Source organism: Aerosakkonema sp. BLCC-F183 (assembly GCF_041929145.1).
In the GTDB taxonomy this organism is placed as follows: Bacteria; Cyanobacteriota; Cyanobacteriia; order Cyanobacteriales; family Aerosakkonemataceae; genus Aerosakkonema.
Window position 1 is genome coordinate 75,511 of record NZ_JBHFNU010000104.1, and the last position, 20,068, is coordinate 95,578.

At 44.8% G+C, this 20,068-nt stretch carries 11 protein-coding genes; 7 read left to right on the forward strand and 4 right to left on the reverse strand.

All coding sequences use genetic code 11. From position 1 onward, the window contains the following. Nucleotides 1–57 precede the first annotated feature (57 nt). The 7 genes from ACE1CD_RS30950 (at nt 58) to ACE1CD_RS30980 (ending at nt 13,226) form a co-directional block, all read left to right on the forward strand. Nucleotides 58–1,236 (forward strand): aminotransferase class V-fold PLP-dependent enzyme, encoded by a 1,179-nt coding sequence (locus ACE1CD_RS30950; RefSeq protein ID WP_374827240.1) that lies wholly within the window; start codon nt 58–60, stop codon nt 1,234–1,236. A 624-nt stretch (nt 1,237–1,860) separates the two neighbouring features. Beyond that, the gene (locus ACE1CD_RS30955) at nt 1,861–2,946 is read left to right on the forward strand and encodes a glycosyl transferase (RefSeq protein WP_374827253.1); all 1,086 of its coding nucleotides are present in this window, start codon (nt 1,861–1,863) and stop codon (nt 2,944–2,946) included. Nucleotides 2,947–2,957: 11 nt separating this feature from the next. Continuing rightward, entirely contained in the window at nt 2,958–3,377 is a 420-nt protein-coding gene (locus tag ACE1CD_RS30960) for a secondary thiamine-phosphate synthase enzyme YjbQ (protein ID WP_374827241.1), read from the forward strand. Nucleotides 3,378–3,938: 561 nt separating this feature from the next. Continuing rightward, nucleotides 3,939–8,075 (forward strand): PAS domain S-box protein, encoded by a 4,137-nt coding sequence (locus tag ACE1CD_RS30965; protein WP_374827242.1) that lies wholly within the window; start codon nt 3,939–3,941, stop codon nt 8,073–8,075. 60 nt (nt 8,076–8,135) lie between these two features. Further along, nucleotides 8,136–9,860 carry an alpha/beta hydrolase gene (locus tag ACE1CD_RS30970; RefSeq protein WP_374827243.1) on the forward strand — a complete coding sequence of 575 codons (1,725 nt, stop codon included), beginning with the start codon at nt 8,136–8,138 and terminating at the stop codon, nt 9,858–9,860. 325 nt (nt 9,861–10,185) lie between these two features. Further along, nucleotides 10,186–12,384 (forward strand): PAS domain S-box protein, encoded by a 2,199-nt coding sequence (locus ACE1CD_RS30975; RefSeq protein WP_374827244.1) that lies wholly within the window; start codon nt 10,186–10,188, stop codon nt 12,382–12,384. A 47-nt stretch (nt 12,385–12,431) separates the two neighbouring features. Continuing rightward, on the forward strand, nt 12,432–13,226 hold the full coding sequence (locus ACE1CD_RS30980) for an SPFH domain-containing protein (protein WP_374800690.1): 795 nt from the start codon (nt 12,432–12,434) through the stop codon (nt 13,224–13,226). 93 nt (nt 13,227–13,319) lie between these two features. Here ACE1CD_RS30980 and folP read toward each other — a convergent pair whose 3' ends face one another. The 4 genes from folP to ACE1CD_RS31000 form a co-directional block, all read right to left on the reverse strand. Then, nucleotides 13,320–14,144, reverse strand: coding sequence for a dihydropteroate synthase (folP, locus tag ACE1CD_RS30985; protein WP_374827245.1), 825 nt, complete (start codon nt 14,142–14,144; stop codon nt 13,320–13,322). A 182-nt stretch (nt 14,145–14,326) separates the two neighbouring features. Beyond that, nucleotides 14,327–15,052, reverse strand: a complete 726-nt coding sequence (tpiA, locus tag ACE1CD_RS30990; protein WP_374827246.1) for a triose-phosphate isomerase — start codon at nt 15,050–15,052, stop codon at nt 14,327–14,329. 175 nt (nt 15,053–15,227) lie between these two features. After that, entirely contained in the window at nt 15,228–16,283 is a 1,056-nt protein-coding gene (locus tag ACE1CD_RS30995; protein ID WP_374827247.1) for a DUF6745 domain-containing protein, read from the reverse strand. Nucleotides 16,284–16,616: 333 nt separating this feature from the next. After that, the gene (locus ACE1CD_RS31000) at nt 16,617–18,776 is read right to left on the reverse strand and encodes a polyribonucleotide nucleotidyltransferase (protein WP_374827248.1); all 2,160 of its coding nucleotides are present in this window, start codon (nt 18,774–18,776) and stop codon (nt 16,617–16,619) included. Between the last annotated feature and the right edge of the window lie 1,292 nt (nt 18,777–20,068).

The following is a 20,068-nucleotide window of genomic DNA, read 5'->3' on the forward strand; positions in this document are numbered from 1 at the left end:
TTACGCTTAACTGTGGCATTTCCCAATCTGCAATCCCCAATCCCCACTTCCCAGATTATGACCGACGCGGTTTCAGCACAAACTTTGTTACAGCATCGCCAAAAATTTCCAGCTTTGACAAATAAAGCTTATTTTAACTACGGCGGTCAAGGGCCCATGCCCCAAGCGGCGCTGGAGGCTATTTATCGATCGTATGAATACGTGCAGCGTATTGGGCCATTTTCTGAACAGGCATTAGCCTGGGTGCTGGACGAGGCGAATAAAACGAAGGAAGCGATCGCCTCGGAATTAGCTGTCCCACCGGAAACGATTTCCATCACCGAGGATGTGACGGTAGGCTGCAATATCGTTTTATGGGGTATCGATTGGAAAAAAGGCGATCGCTTGCTTATTTCTGATTGCGAACATCCCGGTATTGTAGCGACGGTGGGGGAAATTCAGCGTCGTTTTGGTATTGAAGTTGATGTTTGCGATTTGATGTCAACTTTAAATGAAGGAGATCCGATCGCAGCCATTACCCAACATCTACATCCCCACACACGCTTAGCAGTTTTGAGTCATATTCTCTGGAACAACGGTCAAGTTTTACCTCTAGCTGAAATTGCCAAAGCGTGCCAGCAAAATTATACAAAATTACTGATAGATGCCGCGCAATCTGTCGGATTGCTGCCTTTAAATCTGACCGAATTGCAAGTAGATTTTTATGCGTTCACCGGTCACAAATGGTGGTGTGGCCCAGAAGGTGTCGGCGGTCTTTACGTGCGACCGGAAGCTTCAGAAAGTTTGCATCCTACTTTTATTGGCTGGCGCAGTCTACAATACAGCAAAGCGGGGATAAGTTGGCAACCGGATGGAAGGAGATTTGAAGTTGCGACATCTGCCTATCCGCTTTATGCTGGATTGAGGGCTGCGATCGCCACTCATCAGCAATGGGGTTCTCAGTCAGAACGCTATCAACAAATCCTCTCTTTGAGTAAGTATCTTTGGCAACAACTATCTCAGCTTCCTAATATTACTTGTCTGCGGAAATCTCCCCCAGACGCCGGACTCGTTTCTTTTCAATTTACTGATGGTAGTTCCCATCGCCAGCTAGTGCTATTTTTGGAATCTCAAGGTGTTTTCCTCCGCACTATTCATCAACCCGACTGCGTGCGTGCTTGTGTCCACTACTTCACCACAAAAACTGAGATCGATCGGCTCATCGAAGCCGTTTCTAAATTTCAGATCGCACATTGAAAAAAGCACCAAAGAAACCCAAAAATCTTATTGCTATTTTCGATTTGTATGGTATGCTAAGAGAATGGGAATCCGTGCGCTCATATATACTCGTTCCCCAAACATCAAAAATCATCGCTCGCCATAAACAAAAATCCTCATCTATACTCAAAAAGAGTTCAACCCAACGATTCTGTGAGTGTGTTGGGTTTCGTGACCTCAACCCAACCTACGCAGCGAGTAAATAGGCGATCGAACATAGCCAAAATAACCCGCCAAACACAAAAATTTTTGCCAAATAGTCTTGCTATTTTCGATTTGTATGGTATCGTAAGATAATGGGAATCTGTGCGCTCATATATACTCGTTTCTCAAACATCAAAAATCATCTACTACAACAAACAAAACTCCTCATCTATAGTAAAAAAGAGTAGGTTGGGTTGAACGGTAGTGAAACCCAACGATTCTGTGAGTGTGTTGGGTTTCGTGACCTCAACCCAACCTACTTATCTATGTAGTAAAAAAAGATTAGGTTGGATTGAGGTAACAAAACCGAACCTGCCTATCTACTTTTGACTTTTGACTTTTGACTTTTGACTTTTGACTTTTGACTTTTGACTTTTGACTTTTGACTTTTCTAGTTATATGTCTAAAAGACCGACTTTATACATTGCCATCACCAATCATGGATTCGGTCATGCAGTGCGTGCAGCATCTGTAGCCGCCGAAGTTCAGCGCTTAAATCCAGAAGTGTTATTAATTATGGTGACAACAGCACCGCGATGGTTGCTGGAGTCGTATATTCCAGGCGATTTTATTCATCGTCCTCGCGGTTTTGATGTGGGAGTTATCCAGTCGGATAGCTTGAATATGGATAAAGCTGCTACCCTGGAAAAACTGCGGGAAATAATGGACAAGCAGCAATCTATTGTGGCGGGGGAAGCTAGTTTTATTCGGCAAAACCGAATCAGCTTAATGCTGGCAGATATTCCACCTTTGGCAGCAGTTATTGCCAAAGCTGCTGGGATACCATGTTGGATGATGAGCAATTTTGGTTGGGATTTTATATATGGTGATTGGGGGGGAGAATTTATCGAAATTGCTGATTGGATTGGCGAATGTTTTAGTAAGTGCGATCGCTTATTTCGCTTACCTCTCCACGAACCGATGAGTGCCTTTCCAGTTATCGATGATGTGGGTCTAACTGGCGGTTCGCCCCGATACAATTTAGACGAACTACGCACTCGCTTTAATATAACTGCATCACCAGAAAAAACGATTCTATTCACATTTGGCGGTTTGGGTTTGCAACAAATTCCTTACGAAAACGTACTCAAATTTCCCGACTGGCAATTTATCAGTTTCGATCGCGATCTACCCGATTTTCCTAATTTACTGCCAATTGACGGTGGCGAGTGCCGTCCGGTCGATGTGATGCCTTTATGCGGACGGGTAATTTCCAAACCGGGATACAGCACCTTTTCCGAAGCTTTGCGACTTGATGTTCCGATTGTTACCCTAACGCGAGAAGGTTTTGCCGAATCGCCTTTACTCATAGAAGGAATTCAAAATTACGGTTATCATCAAATTATCAGCCCATCTGAGTTTTTTGAGGGCGGTTGGGGATTTCTGCACGAACCCCTAAAACCACCCCGTCAAACTCAGTCGTTACCGAAAGACGGTACGGAAGCGATCGCACAAGAAATAGTCAACTACTTACAAAATAATTAATTGCCCAAACTATGACTTGTCACCAACAATTACTTACCATTAAAACAGCAGGTAAATCATTGTGCAACATTACCGCCAAAGTGGAAAATATAGTTGCTGAATCTGGCATAAAAACTGGGCTTTGTACCTTGTTTATGCGTCATACTTCGGCTAGTTTGCTGATTCAAGAAAATGCCGACCCGGATGTTCTACTAGATTTGGAAAAATTCTTTGCTAAGCTAGTACCGGAGGATAGTCAACGCTATATTCATAATGCTGAAGGCCCTGATGATATGCCCGCCCACATTCGCACAGCCCTGACCAAAACATCGGAACAAATACCTATTTCTCAAGGCGAATTGGTGCTAGGTACTTGGCAGGGAATTTACATTTGGGAACATCGCCAGCGAGGTCATATTCGGGAAGTATTTATACACATCACGGGGTACTGAGATAGTATATAACTCAACTTGAAAGCGCATAGCTGATGCGATCGGCTAAATTCTTTGTTGGTTTAGTTTATATTTTTTCACTAAAGTATATATAAAGCGATTTGAATTATCTCAGCATAAAGTTTTTGTGTTGTTTTCTTGACAATCTACCTGGGTAGCCTCTGAAGAGATTTTTGTTGAAAAATAATTTAATATTGCGGATTTATAAAAGAAAGAGTAAGCTGTTGGGCATTTAAATTTAATTATTGGGAAACAGAAGAAGTAGCTCTAATCCTCTCCCCTGCCCCCCTGCCCCCCTGCCCCCCTGCAATCTCAATAACTAATTTAGATGCGTGACAGCTTATTAATGGTAGCAGCATAGGTAACTCTTGTAGTTGCTGACGATCGAGCTTTATGTTGCTATTTTTTAGAAAAATGGGAAAAATATAAACACAGTCAGATTAGTCAGAGGTAATCAAGCTGAAAATAAAATATTAAGAAATTTGTATTAGTGCAGAGTTTTGTATAGTTTTTGACAAAAAATATTGCTTTAAATATTGAACTAGATTTATGAGGTAAAAAATGATTCTTAAGAGTGGAAAATTAGAAAAGTTAGGCGAGTACAAACGGATAGAAACAAAGATATCTGGGAATTTTTTCCGGCATTTAGTTTGTATATTCGATAAAAACGGCTACTTCCAGCACGTCAATACCAGATGGGAAAAAACGCTGGGTTTTAGTAGGGAAGAACTTTTGGGAAAAGCAGCGATCGAATTCGTCCACCCCGAAGATCGAGAAGTCACCCTAGCGGCAGCAAAAAAGCTCTCAAAAGGCGTCAATTCCATCTATTTTGAAAATCGCTACCTCTGCAAAGACGGCAGTTATAAGTGGCTGATGTGGACGGGAGCCGAGTTGACAGCAGATGGTTCGGCATATGCAATAGCTTACGACATCACCGATCGCAAGCACATCGAGAGGGCGCTGCGGGAGAGCGAAGAACGCTACCAAACATTAACAGAAGTATCTCCAGTCGGAATATTCCACACCGATGCGGAAGGACGCTACTTATACGTCAACGATCGAATGCGCGATATCGCAGGGTTAACTCCCAGAGAGGCGCTGGGACAGGGTTGGTTAAAAGCTATACATCCGGAAGATCGCGATCGCGTTTTGCAACAGTGGCAGCAAGCTGTAAAAGCCGAGTTGCGGTTTAGCTCAGAATACCGTTTTCAACATTCCGATGGTACGACAATCTGGGTATTCGGTCAAGCAGCTGTGCAGCAAAATAGCGCGGGAGAGATTAAAGGTTATATAGGGACAATCACCGACATCAGCGATCGCAAGCGAACTGAAGAAGCACTGCGGGAAAGCGAACAACAGTTACAAGCTATCCTCGATAATTCTCCCGCAGTTATCTTCGCCAAAGACACTCAAGGGCGATATATTTTCTCTAACCAACGACATGAAAAGTTATTTGGAGTAAGTCGAAAACACATCGAAGGTAAAACGGACTACGATATTTTACCCCGCGAGATCGCGGACACATTTCGCGAGAGCGATAGCAAAGTACTTGAAACCGGAACTCCTTTAGAATGGGAAGAACTCGTTCCACAACAAGATGGCATACACACTTACATTGCCAGCAAGTTTCCTTTGTACGACGCGACAGGAGTTCTCTACGCAGTCTGCGGCGTCGCCACCGATATAACAGAACGCAAACGAGCGGAACAAGAGCGTTTGGAATTAGCCGATCGCATTCAATTACTTCTAGAATCAACAGGCGAAGGTATCTACGCAATCGATTTAGAAGGACGTTGTACCTTAATTAACAAAGCAGCAGCACAGATGCTGGGATATAAACCCGAAGAACTTTTGGGTAAAGATATGCACGAGTTAATCCACCACACTCACAGCGATGGCTCCGCATATCCCAGTTCTGAATGTCCCATCTTTTGTGCTTTTTACAAAAGAATAGGTTGCCGCGTGGATAACGAAGTTTTTTGGCGGCGGGACGGCACAACTTTTCCTGTCGAATATTCATCCTATCCAATCCTAGATGGAGAAGTAATCAAAGGTGCTGTAATAGTTTTCATTGATATCACAGAAAGAACACAAGCACAGGCAGAACTGTACAAAACACAAAAACGATGGGAACATCTTGTGAATGCAAGTCCGGCAGTTATCTACAGTTGCAAAACTAATGATGATTTTGGCGCTACCTTTGTCAGTCAAAATGTCACAATGCAGATGGGTTACGAACCGAAAGATTTTTTAGAAGATTCCCACTTCTGGCTAAGTCATATTCATCCAGAAGATACCCCTCGCGTATTGGAGGGAATGGCGCATTTCTTTGAGCGGGATTATGACTGCAAGGAATACCGCTTCCTCCACAAAGATGGCACCTACCGATGGATGCACGATGAAGTGAGAGCGATCCGAGACAATGAGGGGAATCTGCTGGAGTTAATCGGTTTCTGGCAAGAAATTACCGATCGCAAACAAGCAGAGCTAGCTCTCAAACAGCTTAACGAAACTTTAGAAAGTCGCGTGCAAGAGCGCACTGCTGAATTAAGAAATGTCATTCAGCAGTTGGAAGCAGAAATAGTCGATCGCCAGCGAGTACAAGAAGCACTGGAAACAGCAAAAAAAGATGTCGAAATTGGCAATAACCTCTTAAATTCGGTCATTGAAGGCACAGCAAATCCTATTTTTGTTAAGGATCTTGAAGGTCGTTATGTGATGATCAACTCTGCCGGAGCCAGCGTTTTCGGAAGATCTATAGAACAAATAATAGGTAAGAAAGATCTTGAGTTGCTCCCGCCTAAAATAGCACGTAAACTCATCCAAACAGATAGACGCATTATCCGAGCCGGTCAAACGGAGAGATTAGAGGAACTTTTAGTAGTTAACGGCATTACCAGAACTTATTTTTCTACAAAATGCCCTTACCGTAACCCAGAAGGAAAAATCGTCGGGGTTATTGGCGTGACCCAGGACATTACCGATCGCAAGCTCTCAGAGAAAAAATTGCGCCAAACTACAGCAGAATTAAAGACTATTTTGCAAGCACTGCCTGACTTATATTTCCGTCTTGCTAGCGATGGAACGATTTTAGATTACATGGCCGGACACTCTCAGGATATTTACGCGCCACGGGAAGTTTTTTTGGGAAAACGGATTGAAAATATCTTACCACGAAAAGTTGCACAAAAATTACAAGACGCAATTACTGAATTACGCCAAACTCACTCATTAGTTACCATTGAATATTCCTTACCGATAGCGCAAGGAGAATGCTTTTACGAAGCAAGGCTATTGCCGTTACTGGAAGATGAAACGATCGCGATCGTTCGGGATATTAGCGCTCGCAAACGTTCGGAGGAAGCCTTGCGACGCAGCGAAGAACTCTACAGCACCCTCGCCCGCAATTTTCCCAAAGGTTCGGTAGCTTTATTTAACCGCGACTTGCGCTACATCCTGGCGGACGGAACCGAACTAGCGGCGATCGGACTTTCAAAAGAGTTAATCGAAGGCAAAACACTTTGGGAAGTATGGCCACCGGAAATTTCCAGTCGCCTCGAATCAATGTATCGAGCGGCACTCGCTGGCACTGAGACAGTTTCTGAAATGCCTTATGGCGATAGAACCTATCTGTTGCAAATTTTACCAGTCACCAATCGGAAGGGAGAAATCTTCGCAGGCATGATTTTACTCCAAAACATCACCGATCGCAAGGTCGCAGAAGAAGCGTTGCGGCAGTCGGAAGAGCAATTCAGGCAACTTTACACCCAAGCCCAACATTCCGCTCAACAAGCTGAAGAAAAAGCTTACCAGCTAGAACAAACTTTGCACCAATTAAAACAAACTCAAGCGCAGCTAGTTCAAAGCGAAAAAATGTCCAGTTTGGGACAGATGGTGGCCGGTGTCGCTCACGAAATCAACAACCCCGTCAACTTTATTTACGGCAATCTCAGTCATGCCGATCGGTATATCCAAGACTTGTTAAACTTGTTACACTGTTACCATCAGCACTATCCCATTCCAGCAGCAGAAATTCAAGCATTGGCAGAAGAGATCGACCTCGACTTTTTGCTGGAAGACCTCCCCAAAATCCTGAATTCGATGAAAATAGGAGCCAATCGCATCCGCGAAATTGTCCTGAGTTTGCGGAATTTCTCCCGTCTCGACGAAGCCGACATGAAAACGGTGGATATCCACGAGGGGATTGAGAATACGCTGCTAATCTTGCACAACCGCTTGAAAGCGAAATTAGATTATCCTGCCATAGAAGTAGTTAAAGTTTACGGCAATTTGCCCCCAGTAGAATGCTATGCAGGTCAACTGAATCAGGTGTTTATGAATATCCTCAATAACGCCATTGACGCCCTGGAAAATCAACCCGCTCCTCGAAAGATCGAGATTCACACTGAAATCGTCACCACTCAGAAGTTGGCGACTGATGACACAAAACAACGCATACTCGATAAAGTAGCCATTAGAGTGCGAGACAATGGCCCAGGTATGACAGAAGCCGTCAAAGCTCGTTTGTTTGACCCGTTCTTTACGACCAAACCCGTAGGCAAGGGTACCGGTTTGGGTTTATCGATTAGCTATCAAATTGTGGTAGAAAAACACCGTGGAGTATTAAACTGTCTTTCGGAACCAGGGCAAGGCTCGGAGTTCAGCATTGAAATCCCCGTAGCGCAAAATAAAGGCTAAATTAGGAAAGGCACAGGGGCTGAGAAGCTGAGCAATTCATTAACTCAAAAGTCAAAAAATATGGCGAACCAAATTGGAAAAATGGCAAATATAAAACCAAAAAAAGTTAATTTATTTTTTTGGCTTTTGACTTTTGAATTTTTACTTTTAACTTCCCTAGCAGCACCTGCTGTAGCAGTCGATCGCTTGAAGCTGCGCCTTGGCCCATTTGAGCAGTCGGTAAGAGTAGCAGATTTAGATCGGTTTGCCAAAACGGGAGAGTTATCTGCTGCTTTGAAACCTTTCTCTTTTCTGCTGACTTCCAGCGTGCGAGAAGCTTTTTCTCAACGTCTGCAACTCGACCCCAACCTAACAGATAAATTTATCGAAAATTGGTTGCGATCGCCCATGTCAGAGCCGTTACTCAGAGCTTTGAAACGTGCTATACCCGACTTCAGTATCGAGCAAATTCAAGCTGCCATAGCCGTAGCAGCACGACAAGCAAACGGTATCACCTTAATCGGAATTCTGCGATCGCTACCTGGTGAAACCGTGACAGTAGATGCGACTGAGGCGATCGCTGTCGCCCTTCAATTTAACCCCTCCTATTGGCAAAGTCACGCTCTTGGCCCTTTATTAGAACGGGAACTAACTGTCGAAACCTCCCCCTTTCGCGCATCTGTTGACCCAGCAGCCCCAGGTGAAGAGCGCGTAATCAAAAAAACCCTAACTTTTGAGGATCGACAACGCGATCGCACCATTCCTGTAGATATTTATTACAGCGATAATTCCACTGGTTCTCTCGTCGTAATGTCTCACGGCTTTGGTGCCGATCGCACCTTTTTAGAATATTTGGCTCGTCACTTAGCTTCCCACGGCATTGTCGTTGCATCTATCGAGCATCCCGGTAGTAACTATACTTCCGTATCGAGAGCATCTGTGAGCGGTGAACCCAGCAGTTTAATACCGCCCAGCGAATTTATCGATCGACCTAAAGATGTCAGCTTTTTATTAGATGAACTGGCCAAAATAAATGAGAGACCTGGTGCATTACAGGGCAAAATTAACACTCAAAAAGTAACTGCGATCGGTCATTCTTTAGGAGGTTACACTGCTTTAGCTTTGGGTGGAGCCGAAGTTAATTTAGATTATTTACGGCAAGCTTGTAAATCTATGTTTGCTATCGATTCAAATAGAAGTTCTGGAAATAGTAGAAACAGGGAAAATCTGTCTTTAAATTCTCCTTTACTACCTTCTCCAGGTGAGTGGTTGCAGTGCGCCGCCGCCGAGCTGCCCGATCGCAAACTGCAATTACGGGACGATCGCATAGCAGCTGCGATCGCGCTCAACCCCCTCATCGGTCAACTGTTTGGCCCTTCTCGCCCCAGTCAGGGAAACAGCGGTCTGAGGAAGGTCGTCATTCCCACCATGATTTTAGCCAGCACCGAAGATGCCTTTACACCTGCGATCGCACATCAGCTGCAACCTTTTACCCAGCTTGGCAGTACGAAATATCTTTTAACAGCAATTGGCGCTACTCATTTAAGCGTTGGCAACCCAGGCAATTACGGTAGAAATACTCTACTGAGAGAGCGAATTGGAGAAGAAGCCGAACCTTTGCGTCAAGTGGTTAAAGGTACGACGTTAGCTTTCATCAAACAGCTGACCCCGGAAGCAAAAAACTACGAACCGTTTTTGACACCAGCTTATGCCCAATCTCTCTCTACCTCGCAATTACCTTTGCGGCTAAATGCAGAGCTACCTGCGATTGTCTTTCAGTGGCTGAATTTAGCAGCTGTCTTGTAGGAAATTATAAATTTTATCTTCAGGAAAGCCTCGGTTGGGTTAAGCTCTAGCAAAATCCAACTTAAATTTACTTTCCCCGTTCTGTATCGGCTAATTTTAAAATCAGCACTTTGGCCTTGAAATACTGATTTTTATTAGTTATATTAACAGAAACAAGGCTATAATTTTAGCATAAATATTTTATTATATTAATTATAAAAATTTGATTGTAAATTTCCTTTAGCTAAATACTTTTAGACTAGAACAAGGTCGATCGCTTGCGCTAGCAGGCGACGTAGATTTGACGGGGTGCGAAGTAGAGCCAGAAAATCTGGTTAAGGAAATCATGCAACTCAAACAAGCTAACCCGGAATCAGTCAAATACTCAAACGAAGCAGTCGTCTGCCGCTACATTAACGAGCCAGAACGGATAGAAGATCGCCTGCGCCTGCTAGAGCAAGCGATCGACGCCTGTAGCGTCGGGGTGGTGATTAGCGACTGTTCCTTGCCAGATAGACCGATTATTTATTGCAATCGTGCATTTGAAAGGATCGCCGGCTATTCGGCCCAGGAAGTAATCGGACGCAACTGTCGTTTTTTACAGGGTCAGGAAACCGATCCGGCTGCCTTGGCCCAAATTCGCGCTTGCCTCAGCGAAGGCCGCAACTGTCAGGTAATTTTAAAGAATTACCGCAAAGATGGCACCACCTTTTGGAACGAGCTGACAATTTCACCAGTGCGGAATTCCGAAGGTCAGGTGACTCACTTTATCGGCGTGCAGAACGATATTACCTCCCGCAAGCAAGCTCAGGAAGAGCGCGATCGATTTTTTACCCTATCGCTCGATATGCTGTGCGTTGCGGGTTTCGACGGCTACTTCAAACAAGTGAATCCAGCTTGGGAAAAAACACTTGGTTTCAGCCAAGAAGAACTTCTAGCGAAACCTTTTATTGAATTTGTCCATCCTCACGATCGCGAAGGAACTCTGCTTGAATTGGAAAAAATATCTCAAGGAGCTGACACAATAGCCTTTGAAAATCGCTATCTTTGCAAAGATGGTTCTTATAAATGGTTATCCTGGAATGGTATTTCTATTCCCGAACAGGAATTGTGTTATGCTAACGCTCGCGATATAACCGATCGCAAACAGCTCGAAGCAGCACGCGCATCTACAGAAGCAGCACTAAGAGCTTCTGAGGCAAAATTTCAAAAGCTGGTAGCCAATGTGCCCGGAGTTATCTATCAATTTCGATTGCGGCCAGATGGCTCATTCTGTTTTCCCTACATCAGCTCCGGTTTGAGAGAAATTTACGAACTCGAACCACAAGCAGTTCAAGACAACGTGCAGCTGATGTTTGCTAGCGTTCCTCCAGAAGATCGAGAACACTTCAACGAGTTAATTGGTGTTTCTGCCCAACAGCTTCAACCTTGGCGCTGGGAGGGGCGCTGCATGACTCCATCGGGAAAAATTAAGTGGATACAAGGTGCTGCCCGTCCGGAAAAGTTAGACAATGGGGAAATTCTTTGGGATGGATTGCTGATGGATATTAGCGATCGCAAAGAAGCGGAAGAAGCTTTACGTCGCTCAGAGGAACAATTGCGCCAAAAAGCCTCCGAGCTGCAAGCAGCTTTGCTCGAATTGCAAAGAACTCAAACTCAATTGATTCAGAACGAAAAAATGTCCTCTTTGGGTCAGATGGTCGCCGGTGTCGCTCACGAAATTAATAATCCGGTTAGCTTTATTTATGGTAACCTTATCCCGGCGAGCGACTATCTGCAAGATTTGTTAGAGCTAATCGAACTTTATCAAAAACATTACCCCGAACCAGTACCCGCAATTCAGCAGTTAGCCGCCGCTATTGACCTCGACTTTTTGACCGGGGATCTGCCCAAAATGCTCGGTTCGATGAAAGTGGGGGCAGAACGCATTCGCGAGATTGTCCTCAGCTTACGGAATTTTTCTCGCTTAGATGAAGCAGAAATGAAGCCGGTCGATCTTCACGAAGGTCTCGATAATACCTTGTTAATATTGCAGCATCGACTGCATTCTCAGACAGTAACTTGGGAAAAAAACAGCGGACATTCCGGTATTGAGGTAATTAAAGAATACGGCAAACTGCCTTTAGTCGAGTGTTATGCTGGGCAAATAAATCAGGTATTTATGAATATTATCGGCAATGCGATTGACTCTTTGGAGTCACGCTTCGCGATCGACGCCCTTGAAGAGGCAGAAGAACAGAGGGACAAAGGGGTACAAATGAGTAAATTTTCCCCCGCGCCTTGTATTCGGATTCGCACTTACGTCTCATCTGACACCTGCCGCGCTGTGATTCGCATTTCTGATAATGGCCCAGGTATAGCAGAAGATGTCAAAATGCGTTTGTTCGATCCGTTTTTCACGACTAAACCTGTCGGTAAAGGTACTGGTTTGGGCTTAGCGATCGCCTATCAAATTGTTGTCGAAAAACATGGAGGTTTTTTAAAGTGTATTTCCACACCAGGGTCAGGAGCCGAATTCTGCATTGAAATTCCCATTTGTCAATAGCTGCTTTTCCAGATAACTTGGCAAAAGTTTAGCAGGAGAAATTGTTTATGGAAGCGATATTCGCCGCTATTGCCTTACTGACGATCGGTTACTTAATAGGTTCGGTCAAAATAATCAATCAAGGATATGAAGCTTTGGTAGAGCGCTTGGGCAAATACATTGCTACGCTGAAACCGGGTGTTAATTTCATAGTTCCTTTCCTTGACACGATAGTTTGCGAGGAGACTACACGGGAGCGAGTTCTGGATATTCCTCCCCAGGAAGCAATTACTAAAGATAATGTTTCTCTCAAAGCCGATGCTGTTGTGTATTGGCGGATTTTGGATTTGAAAAGAGCTTATTACGCTATTGATGATGTTGAGGAGGCAATTCAAAACCTGGTTTTGACAATGTTGCGTTCTGAAATCGGTCAGATGGAATTAAACGAGACTTTTTCCGGAAGAAAGGAAATCAATCAAGCGCTGTTGCAGGAATTGGACGAAGCAACAGAACCTTGGGGTGTCAAGGTTACTCGCGTGGAAATTCGCGATATTATACCAGCGCCAAAGGTTCTCGAATCGATGCAACAAGAGAAAGCTGCTGAAATCAAAAAACACGCCGCTATTTTAGAGGCTGAAGCTACTTTAGAATATATGAAACGACTTTCGGAAGCTTTGCGATCGCAACCTAACAGTAAGGAAGTTTTGCAGTTTTTGTTAGCCCAAAGATTTGTCGATGCTAACTTTAGACTGGGTGAAAGTCCTAATTCCAAAATTCTGTTTATGGACCCGAAAGCGATGACAGAAGCTCTGGCAGAGTTGCTAAATTCTCACAATGAAAATGAGGAGAGAAAACAGAAATAGCGCGTCGGGAAGTCAAAAATCAAAAGTCAAAAGTAAAAACTTAAAAGTCAAAAACGACATAAAAAATTCAATCCAAAATCCAAAATCCAAAATCTAAAATCGAAAGATGGCATCGGCGACGCGACAAACATCTCGCATTTCTTTAACATCGTGAACGCGCAGGATGTCAGCACCAAAAGCAATAGCACCGCAACAAGCGGCACCGGTTCCCCATACTCTCTGTTTGGGGTCTGGTCGATCGAGAATATGTCCGATAAAGCTTTTGCGGGATGGCCCGACTAAAATCGGGCAGCCCAGAGCGCGAAATTCGGCTAATCTTCGCAAAATTTCTATGTTTTGCTGATAAGTTTTAGCAAAGCCAATACCCGGATCGATGATAATTTTCTCTCGTTTAATTCCAGCTGCGATCGCATCTGCAATTCGACTTGCCAAAAATTCGTAAATTTCCCCAATCAAATCTCGATAATCAGTCATCTGCTGCATAGTTTGCGGCGTACCCCGAATGTGCATCAACACAATTGGAACGCCCAATTGTGCTACTGTCGGCAACATTTCCGGGTCGAAAGTCGCAGCAGAAATATCATTAATTATATCTGCACCAGCTGCAACCGCAGCCTTGGCTACAGCTGCTTTTGTAGTATCGACAGAAATCCGTATTGTGGGATGGGCATCTTGCCCGTCCCGTAAAGCTTGCACGATCGGTACTACTCTGTCAAGTTCTTCTTGTAAAGATATTTCAGCAGAGCCAGGGCGAGTTGATTGACCGCCGATATCGAGAATATCGGCACCAGCTGCGATTAAATATCGAGCTTGTGCCAAAGCATCTGCGAGAGTATCGAACTCTCCCCCATCGCTAAAGCTATCTGGCGTCACATTGAGAACGCCCATCAGATATGTACGATCGCCCCAATTGAACATAGTTTAAAAGTCAAAAGTCAAAACTCAAAAGTCAAAAGTCATTTAGACATGATGACTTTTGACCGATGACCGAGGACGAATGGCACTAAGATAAGCTGAATCTAGATCCCCGACTTCTTGAAGAAGTCGGGGATCTGAGCAGCAACTTTTGCTTTTTGTAACTGCCATTCGAGCCAGAACAATTATTTGTAATTAACAATGCGAGCAAAACTGGCAGGTTGCAAACTCGCACCTCCGACGAGAACGCCATCAATGTCTGACTGAGCCATAATTTCATCGATGTTATCCGGCTTGACAGAACCGCCATATTGAATGGGAACATCGGGATTAGTTAGCTGGCTGCGAATCAAGCCGATCACGCGGTTGGCTTCTTTTGTCTCGCAGGTGTCGCCGGTGCCGATCGCCCAAATCGGTTCGTAGGCGATGACGAGATTGTGTTGATCTACGCCAATCAAATCTTTTTCCAACTGACCGACGATCAGGGATTCGGTTTCGCCCGCGTCTCGTTGCTGCTTGCTTTCGCCCACGCATAGAATGGGCGTAAGGCCGTGACTCTGCGCTGCTAGGAGCCGTTTGTTGACAGTTTCATCGGTTTCGCCAAAGTATTGACGCCGTTCGCTGTGACCGATGATGACGTAACGCACTCCAATTTCAAGGAGCATTGGGGCGGCAATTTCCCCTGTGTAGGCTCCAGCATCTTCCCAGTGGACGTTTTGGGCACCCAGCTGCACGCGGCTACCGTGCAAACTTTTGGACATGATGCCCAAGTCGGTGAAAGGAGCGCACAGCACAATTTCCCGTTCTTCCGGGGTTTCTTCCAAGCTTGACATGAATCCTTGCAAGAACTCCAGGGCTTCTGCCTGGGTCTTGTACATTTTCCAGTTGCCAGCGATGACGGTTTTTCGCACGGGTACTCTGAAGAGACGAACAATAAACGTAAACAACAGTTTAAGGCTTTTGGGCGATCGTTTTGCGCCTGCGTCCTCAGATCGGCCTCAGACTTGCGTTATAGATCGATACAATGAGGGTTTGGGCCTCTGACGCACCCTACTCTCTGTGCCAGTTGCGTAACTCCTAAGAACTTTAGGTTTCCACAGCAAATTCTTCTGGGTCAACTCCCCAATTCACCCAAGCAATTGCTTCCCGCGCTGAGTTAACGCTAGGCGGTACGCGCAACATATGAACGTATCCGGTGCTTGGACAAGTCATCTTCAACAGATAAACAGGTTCAACATCTATACTTTCTTCTATACCTAGCAAAACATATTCTCGCCAATAATCTAACTCGACTGCCTGCAATTCCTGGCAGATCCGATCGTAGCCAATCCCTTGAATTAATACGCGGCGTAGTTCGGCGTTATCTTCTTCTAAAATCCATTGCGATCTCCATTCTTTCAGGTGGCATTCACCGTATTTTTCTGGTAATCTCACACCATGATAGGCGTAAACGTTAAATTCTTTGTAGGCGATCGCGGGTTTACCTTCCGCGTGTAACCTGCTTTCATTATCTAAGGCAATCGCTTTAGGTTTGGGCGTAGCAATAGCAATATGTTTAAAATCCCACCACAGAGCGCAGTGTTTGGCAGCTTCCCACATACCTTTGACTTTTGAACAATCTACTCCTATTGTTTGTAAGTATTCATAAAAAGCTAGGTATTGTACTTGAGATATCCCGTTAGAGCCTATATACAAATTCGACTCGATAAAATTTCGGTTATTTTCAAACAAGTCTTCATCTATGGCATCCCAAACCGCACCCAAAATTTCATGTGTAATAATCTCAATATTTCGCAACTTTGAGTGTAAAATATTTATGAGGCGTATTTCTACAGAACGTTCTATAGCAAAATAAATTATTATCTTTTCCAATTTTAGCCAGATATTGTAGTTAATAAAACCCTCCCGCAGGCTATATCGGTTAGCGACCATCCAATTAACCGCAGCTAGAGGATTATCGAACCACAAAATTTGCTGAGGAGGTTTTAACCCTAAGTACACATATGCAAGAACAATCGCTTCCTCTGCTTTTTGTTTGTCTGTAGGTGAAGTATCTAAAGCAATCTTTACCCACTTATCTCCAATAAGAGGTATTAATGTTTCTTGTTCGGAGGTGAGTTCAGTTATTCTGTTTTGGGACATATAAATTTAGAATTTAATTGTTAAGGATTGCCCGTTAACTGTTAATACCTAGTTGCATTTATAGAGCTAAATTTCTATCTTCTCTACTTCTCTGCTGTGACAATCTGGTATCTTTAAAGGTTCGGTATAATAGCCAACAGTCAGCTATTTCGATTTATTTATATTTTGCTTTGGGAAATTTGTTAGCGATTTTATTACAAGTAATTGGAAATCATACTTGGTAATAGGTAATTGATAATTGTTTTTTTACCCGTTACCCATTACCCAAGTTGGAATTAGCTGACCCTGAAAAGCATCGCAATTAGCTGCTAGCTAATTCTCGATCGCGTCAAGCTACTTCTTATTCAGACCGCCGCTAGCACGAGCTGCCGCTGCTTCATCCGGATGAATTCCCAAGCGTGTGAGATTGATGCGTCCCTTGCTGTCAATTTCGCGCACTTTGACAATCACTTCATCGCCTACTGCCACTTCATCTTCCACTTTACCGACGCGGTAGTCTGCCAGTTGGGAAATGTGAATCATTCCTTCCTTACCTGGGAGAAACTCGACAAAGGCTCCGATCGGGATAATGCGAGTAACGCGACCGGCGTAGACATCGCCTTCGTTCAGCTTGCGGGTCATGTTAAAGACAATACTGCGGGCACGTTCTGCCTTATCTACATCTACGGCAGAAATAGTCACCGTACCATCATCTTCGATGTCAATTTTGGCTCCGGTTTCTTCGGTAATACCTTTGATTGTCTTGCCACCAGGGCCGATCACGATGCCGATCAAATCTGGATCGATCTTAACGGTGAGCAGACGTGGGGCAAAAGGCGACATTTCGGTGCGCGGTTTTTCCAGCGCCGCCAGCATTTTTTCCAAGATATGCAGTCGTGCCGGACGAGCTTGATTGATGGCTTTGGCGATCGTATCCATTGATAGACCGTTGATTTTCATGTCCATCTGCAAAGCAGTGACGCCGGTATCGGTGCCCGCTACTTTGAAGTCCATGTCGCCCAAGAAATCTTCGATACCTTGAATATCAGTGAGAATGCGGACTTCATCGCCTTCTTTAATTAAGCCCATTGCCGCACCGCTGACCGGTTTGGTGATGGGAACGCCAGCATCCATTAAAGCTAAAGTGGAACCGCAAACAGAACCCATTGAGGTGGAACCGTTGGAGGATAGGATTTCCGACACTACGCGGATGACGTAGGGGAATACCTCTTTCGGCGGCAATACCGGCACCAATGCTCGTTCTGCCAAAGCACCGTGACCGATTTCGCGGCGTCCGGGGGCACGTAACGGTTTGGTTTCTCCTACTGAGTAGGGCGGAAAGTTGTAGTGGTGCAGGTAACGCTTGGCATCTTCTGGGTGCAAGTCATCTGCCATTTCTTGGGCATCGCCGGGAGTTCCCAAGGTGACGGCGGATAAAACTTGCGTTTGTCCTCTGTTAAATAAGCCGCTGCCGTGGACTCGTCGTGGTAGCAATCCGACGCGACAGGAAACAGGTCGCACTTCGTCGAGTTTGCGACCGTCAACGCGGACGCCATCTTCGACGATCTGACGGCGCATCATCTTCTTAGTGATATCTTTGAAGACGTTGCCCAGGGCTTTGCTTTCAGTGGCGGTAATGAGGCGCAGGGGGTCTTCTTCTGGGAGTTCTGCGATCGCAGTTTCTACACTTGCTTTGATTTCATCGAGTGCTAGGTCGCGAGCTGATTTGTCCAACTCGAATTGAGATAGGATGTTTTTGATCGGTTCGCTCACGCGATCGCGAATAAAGTTTTCCAGTGTTGCGTCTACTTCCGGTGCCGCTTCTTGGGTCAGTTCGATACCCAATTCTTTCATCAATTCTTGCTGGGCTGCAATCAGATCCCTGACTGCTTCGTAACCGAAGTCGATCGCTTCTATTATGTCAGCTTCGGGCAGTTCGTTTGCCCCCGCTTCTACCATGATTACGCCTTCTGGAGACCCTGCTACCACTAAGTCCAAATCTCCAGCTTCCATCTCTGCGTAGGTGGGATTAATAATAAAGTCATCTCCTACCAATCCCACGCGCACCGCTGCCATTGGCCCGTTAAACGGGATCTTTGCCAATAGTACCGCTACGGAAGCGCCAGTCACAGCCAGCACATCGGGCGGTACTTGCTCATCCATCGATAATGTTGTGGCTACAATTTGGATGTCATCTCGCAGCCAACTGGGAAATAGAGGTCGTAGGGGGCGATCGATCAGACGGCTTGTGAGAACTACTTTTTCTGGCGGACGACCTTCGCGTCGCAAGAAACCGCCTGGAATTCTACCCGCAGCATACATTCTTTCTTCGTAATCTACCAATAAAGGGAGAAAATCTATATTTTCTCTTGCTTTTGAGCGGGTAGCAGTTACTAATACGCTTGTATCCCCGGATTGAATTAATACCGAACCATCGGCCTGTTGTGCAAGGAGGCCAACCTTTAGTCTAATATCCCTTCCGTCAAAGGATATTGATTTGTCTATCTCTACCATTCGGTCCTGCTCTATCACAATTCTTTATCTGTGGCAATCCTAGCACTGATACACCAGTGCTGTTCTCAGACTTTCTAGGGTTTGGGGCGATGTGAGGGGCTTAGGAGTTCGAGAAACCGGATTTTTGACAAAAACTCGGTTTCTGGCCAAGGCAACCCCGAATTGCATCAATTTGGCGCACTACTAGACAAGCCATTCGGTGAATGCCCCTAATAGTCTGGAATTAACGATTATGCCACAAATTGAGGCAGTAAAACTTGTCGCTGGGCGTCGGGGCTGGGGGATGAAAGGCTGACAAATCTTGTGTTTGCCGGAATTAAGAACGTCCTGACTGACTTTTATTCTTTTTTTATTTTTCAGGCTAAATCAGGGCATAGGTTTGCGGAGCGTCACTCTGGGGCAATTTTCCCGATCCGCTAACCCGCCTACAGACTAGAGCGCCAAGCTCGCCAGCTAGGTTGTACAATAAATTCATTGCACAACTCTTTTTTTTGGAGATAATTTTAACCTTTTTTCCCAATACTCTATTATAACTCTATGCGAGCGAAATTTTTTAATAAATAATGATAAATACTTGCCATTTACAAAAATTCGCCACAAATCTCAGCTTTAAGTATTAAATTAGTTATTAAAAATAAGCAATTAACAATTGCTAACATCGTTCAACTAAGGCAATAACTGAGCAGTTTATAAATGGCAGTTTTACACGGTAACTGGTTACCTCAAACTCAGGGTGGTTATCTATTTATTTGGGGAGAAACTTGGCGTAGAATCGCGGCTGAGGCGTCTTCTCAACTTGGCGGAGTATCGCTTCATCCATTGGCGATGACTCCAGACGAGCTGACCGCCTACTTGAAATCTTTACCGCATCTAAGCGGTGTCTTACCGGTTGATGCACTCGTTACAGAAGAAGGTTCCCCTAAAAAAGGTAGAGGCGCTAAAAGGCAGAGCCAAGAAACGATCGCAGAAAACAGAAATCATCTTTCATCTTCGTGGCGCAAGCACTCGCAAGTGTTGGCATTACCCACTCATATTTCCGAAGATAATCAAGGCGCAATTTTACCAGTACATTCCGCGACCGAAGTCTCAGAAACTACAGATGAGAGAACACCCCTTTTATATCCTTGGCAAGTCGAAGGGTTTTGTTTGAACGAACGAGAGGCGATCGCATTTTTAACTGCTCTCCCCCTCGGTTCCGTCAACGAATCCGATTCGTTTTTGGGCAGAGATTTGCGGTTTTGGTCGCATATCGCCCGTTGGAGTGTCGATTTACTGGCAAGGTGTAAATTTTT

Excerpts from the sequence above, each read along its gene's own strand:
- ACE1CD_RS30995 (WP_374827247.1), bottom strand. The coding sequence starts at position 16,283 with ATGTCCCAAAACAGAATAACTGAACTCACCTCCGAACAAGAAACATTA.
- ACE1CD_RS30965 (WP_374827242.1), top strand. The coding sequence starts at position 3,939 with ATGATTCTTAAGAGTGGAAAATTAGAAAAGTTAGGCGAGTACAAACGG.
- folP (WP_374827245.1), bottom strand. The coding sequence starts at position 14,144 with ATGTTCAATTGGGGCGATCGTACATATCTGATGGGCGTTCTCAATGTG.
- ACE1CD_RS30975 (WP_374827244.1), top strand. The coding sequence starts at position 10,186 with ATGCAACTCAAACAAGCTAACCCGGAATCAGTCAAATACTCAAACGAA.
- ACE1CD_RS30980 (WP_374800690.1), top strand. The coding sequence starts at position 12,432 with ATGGAAGCGATATTCGCCGCTATTGCCTTACTGACGATCGGTTACTTA.
- ACE1CD_RS30960 (WP_374827241.1), top strand. The coding sequence starts at position 2,958 with ATGACTTGTCACCAACAATTACTTACCATTAAAACAGCAGGTAAATCA.
- ACE1CD_RS30970 (WP_374827243.1), top strand. The coding sequence starts at position 8,136 with ATGGCGAACCAAATTGGAAAAATGGCAAATATAAAACCAAAAAAAGTT.
- ACE1CD_RS30950 (WP_374827240.1), top strand. The coding sequence starts at position 58 with ATGACCGACGCGGTTTCAGCACAAACTTTGTTACAGCATCGCCAAAAA.
- ACE1CD_RS31000 (WP_374827248.1), bottom strand. The coding sequence starts at position 18,776 with ATGGTAGAGATAGACAAATCAATATCCTTTGACGGAAGGGATATTAGA.
- ACE1CD_RS30955 (WP_374827253.1), top strand. The coding sequence starts at position 1,861 with ATGTCTAAAAGACCGACTTTATACATTGCCATCACCAATCATGGATTC.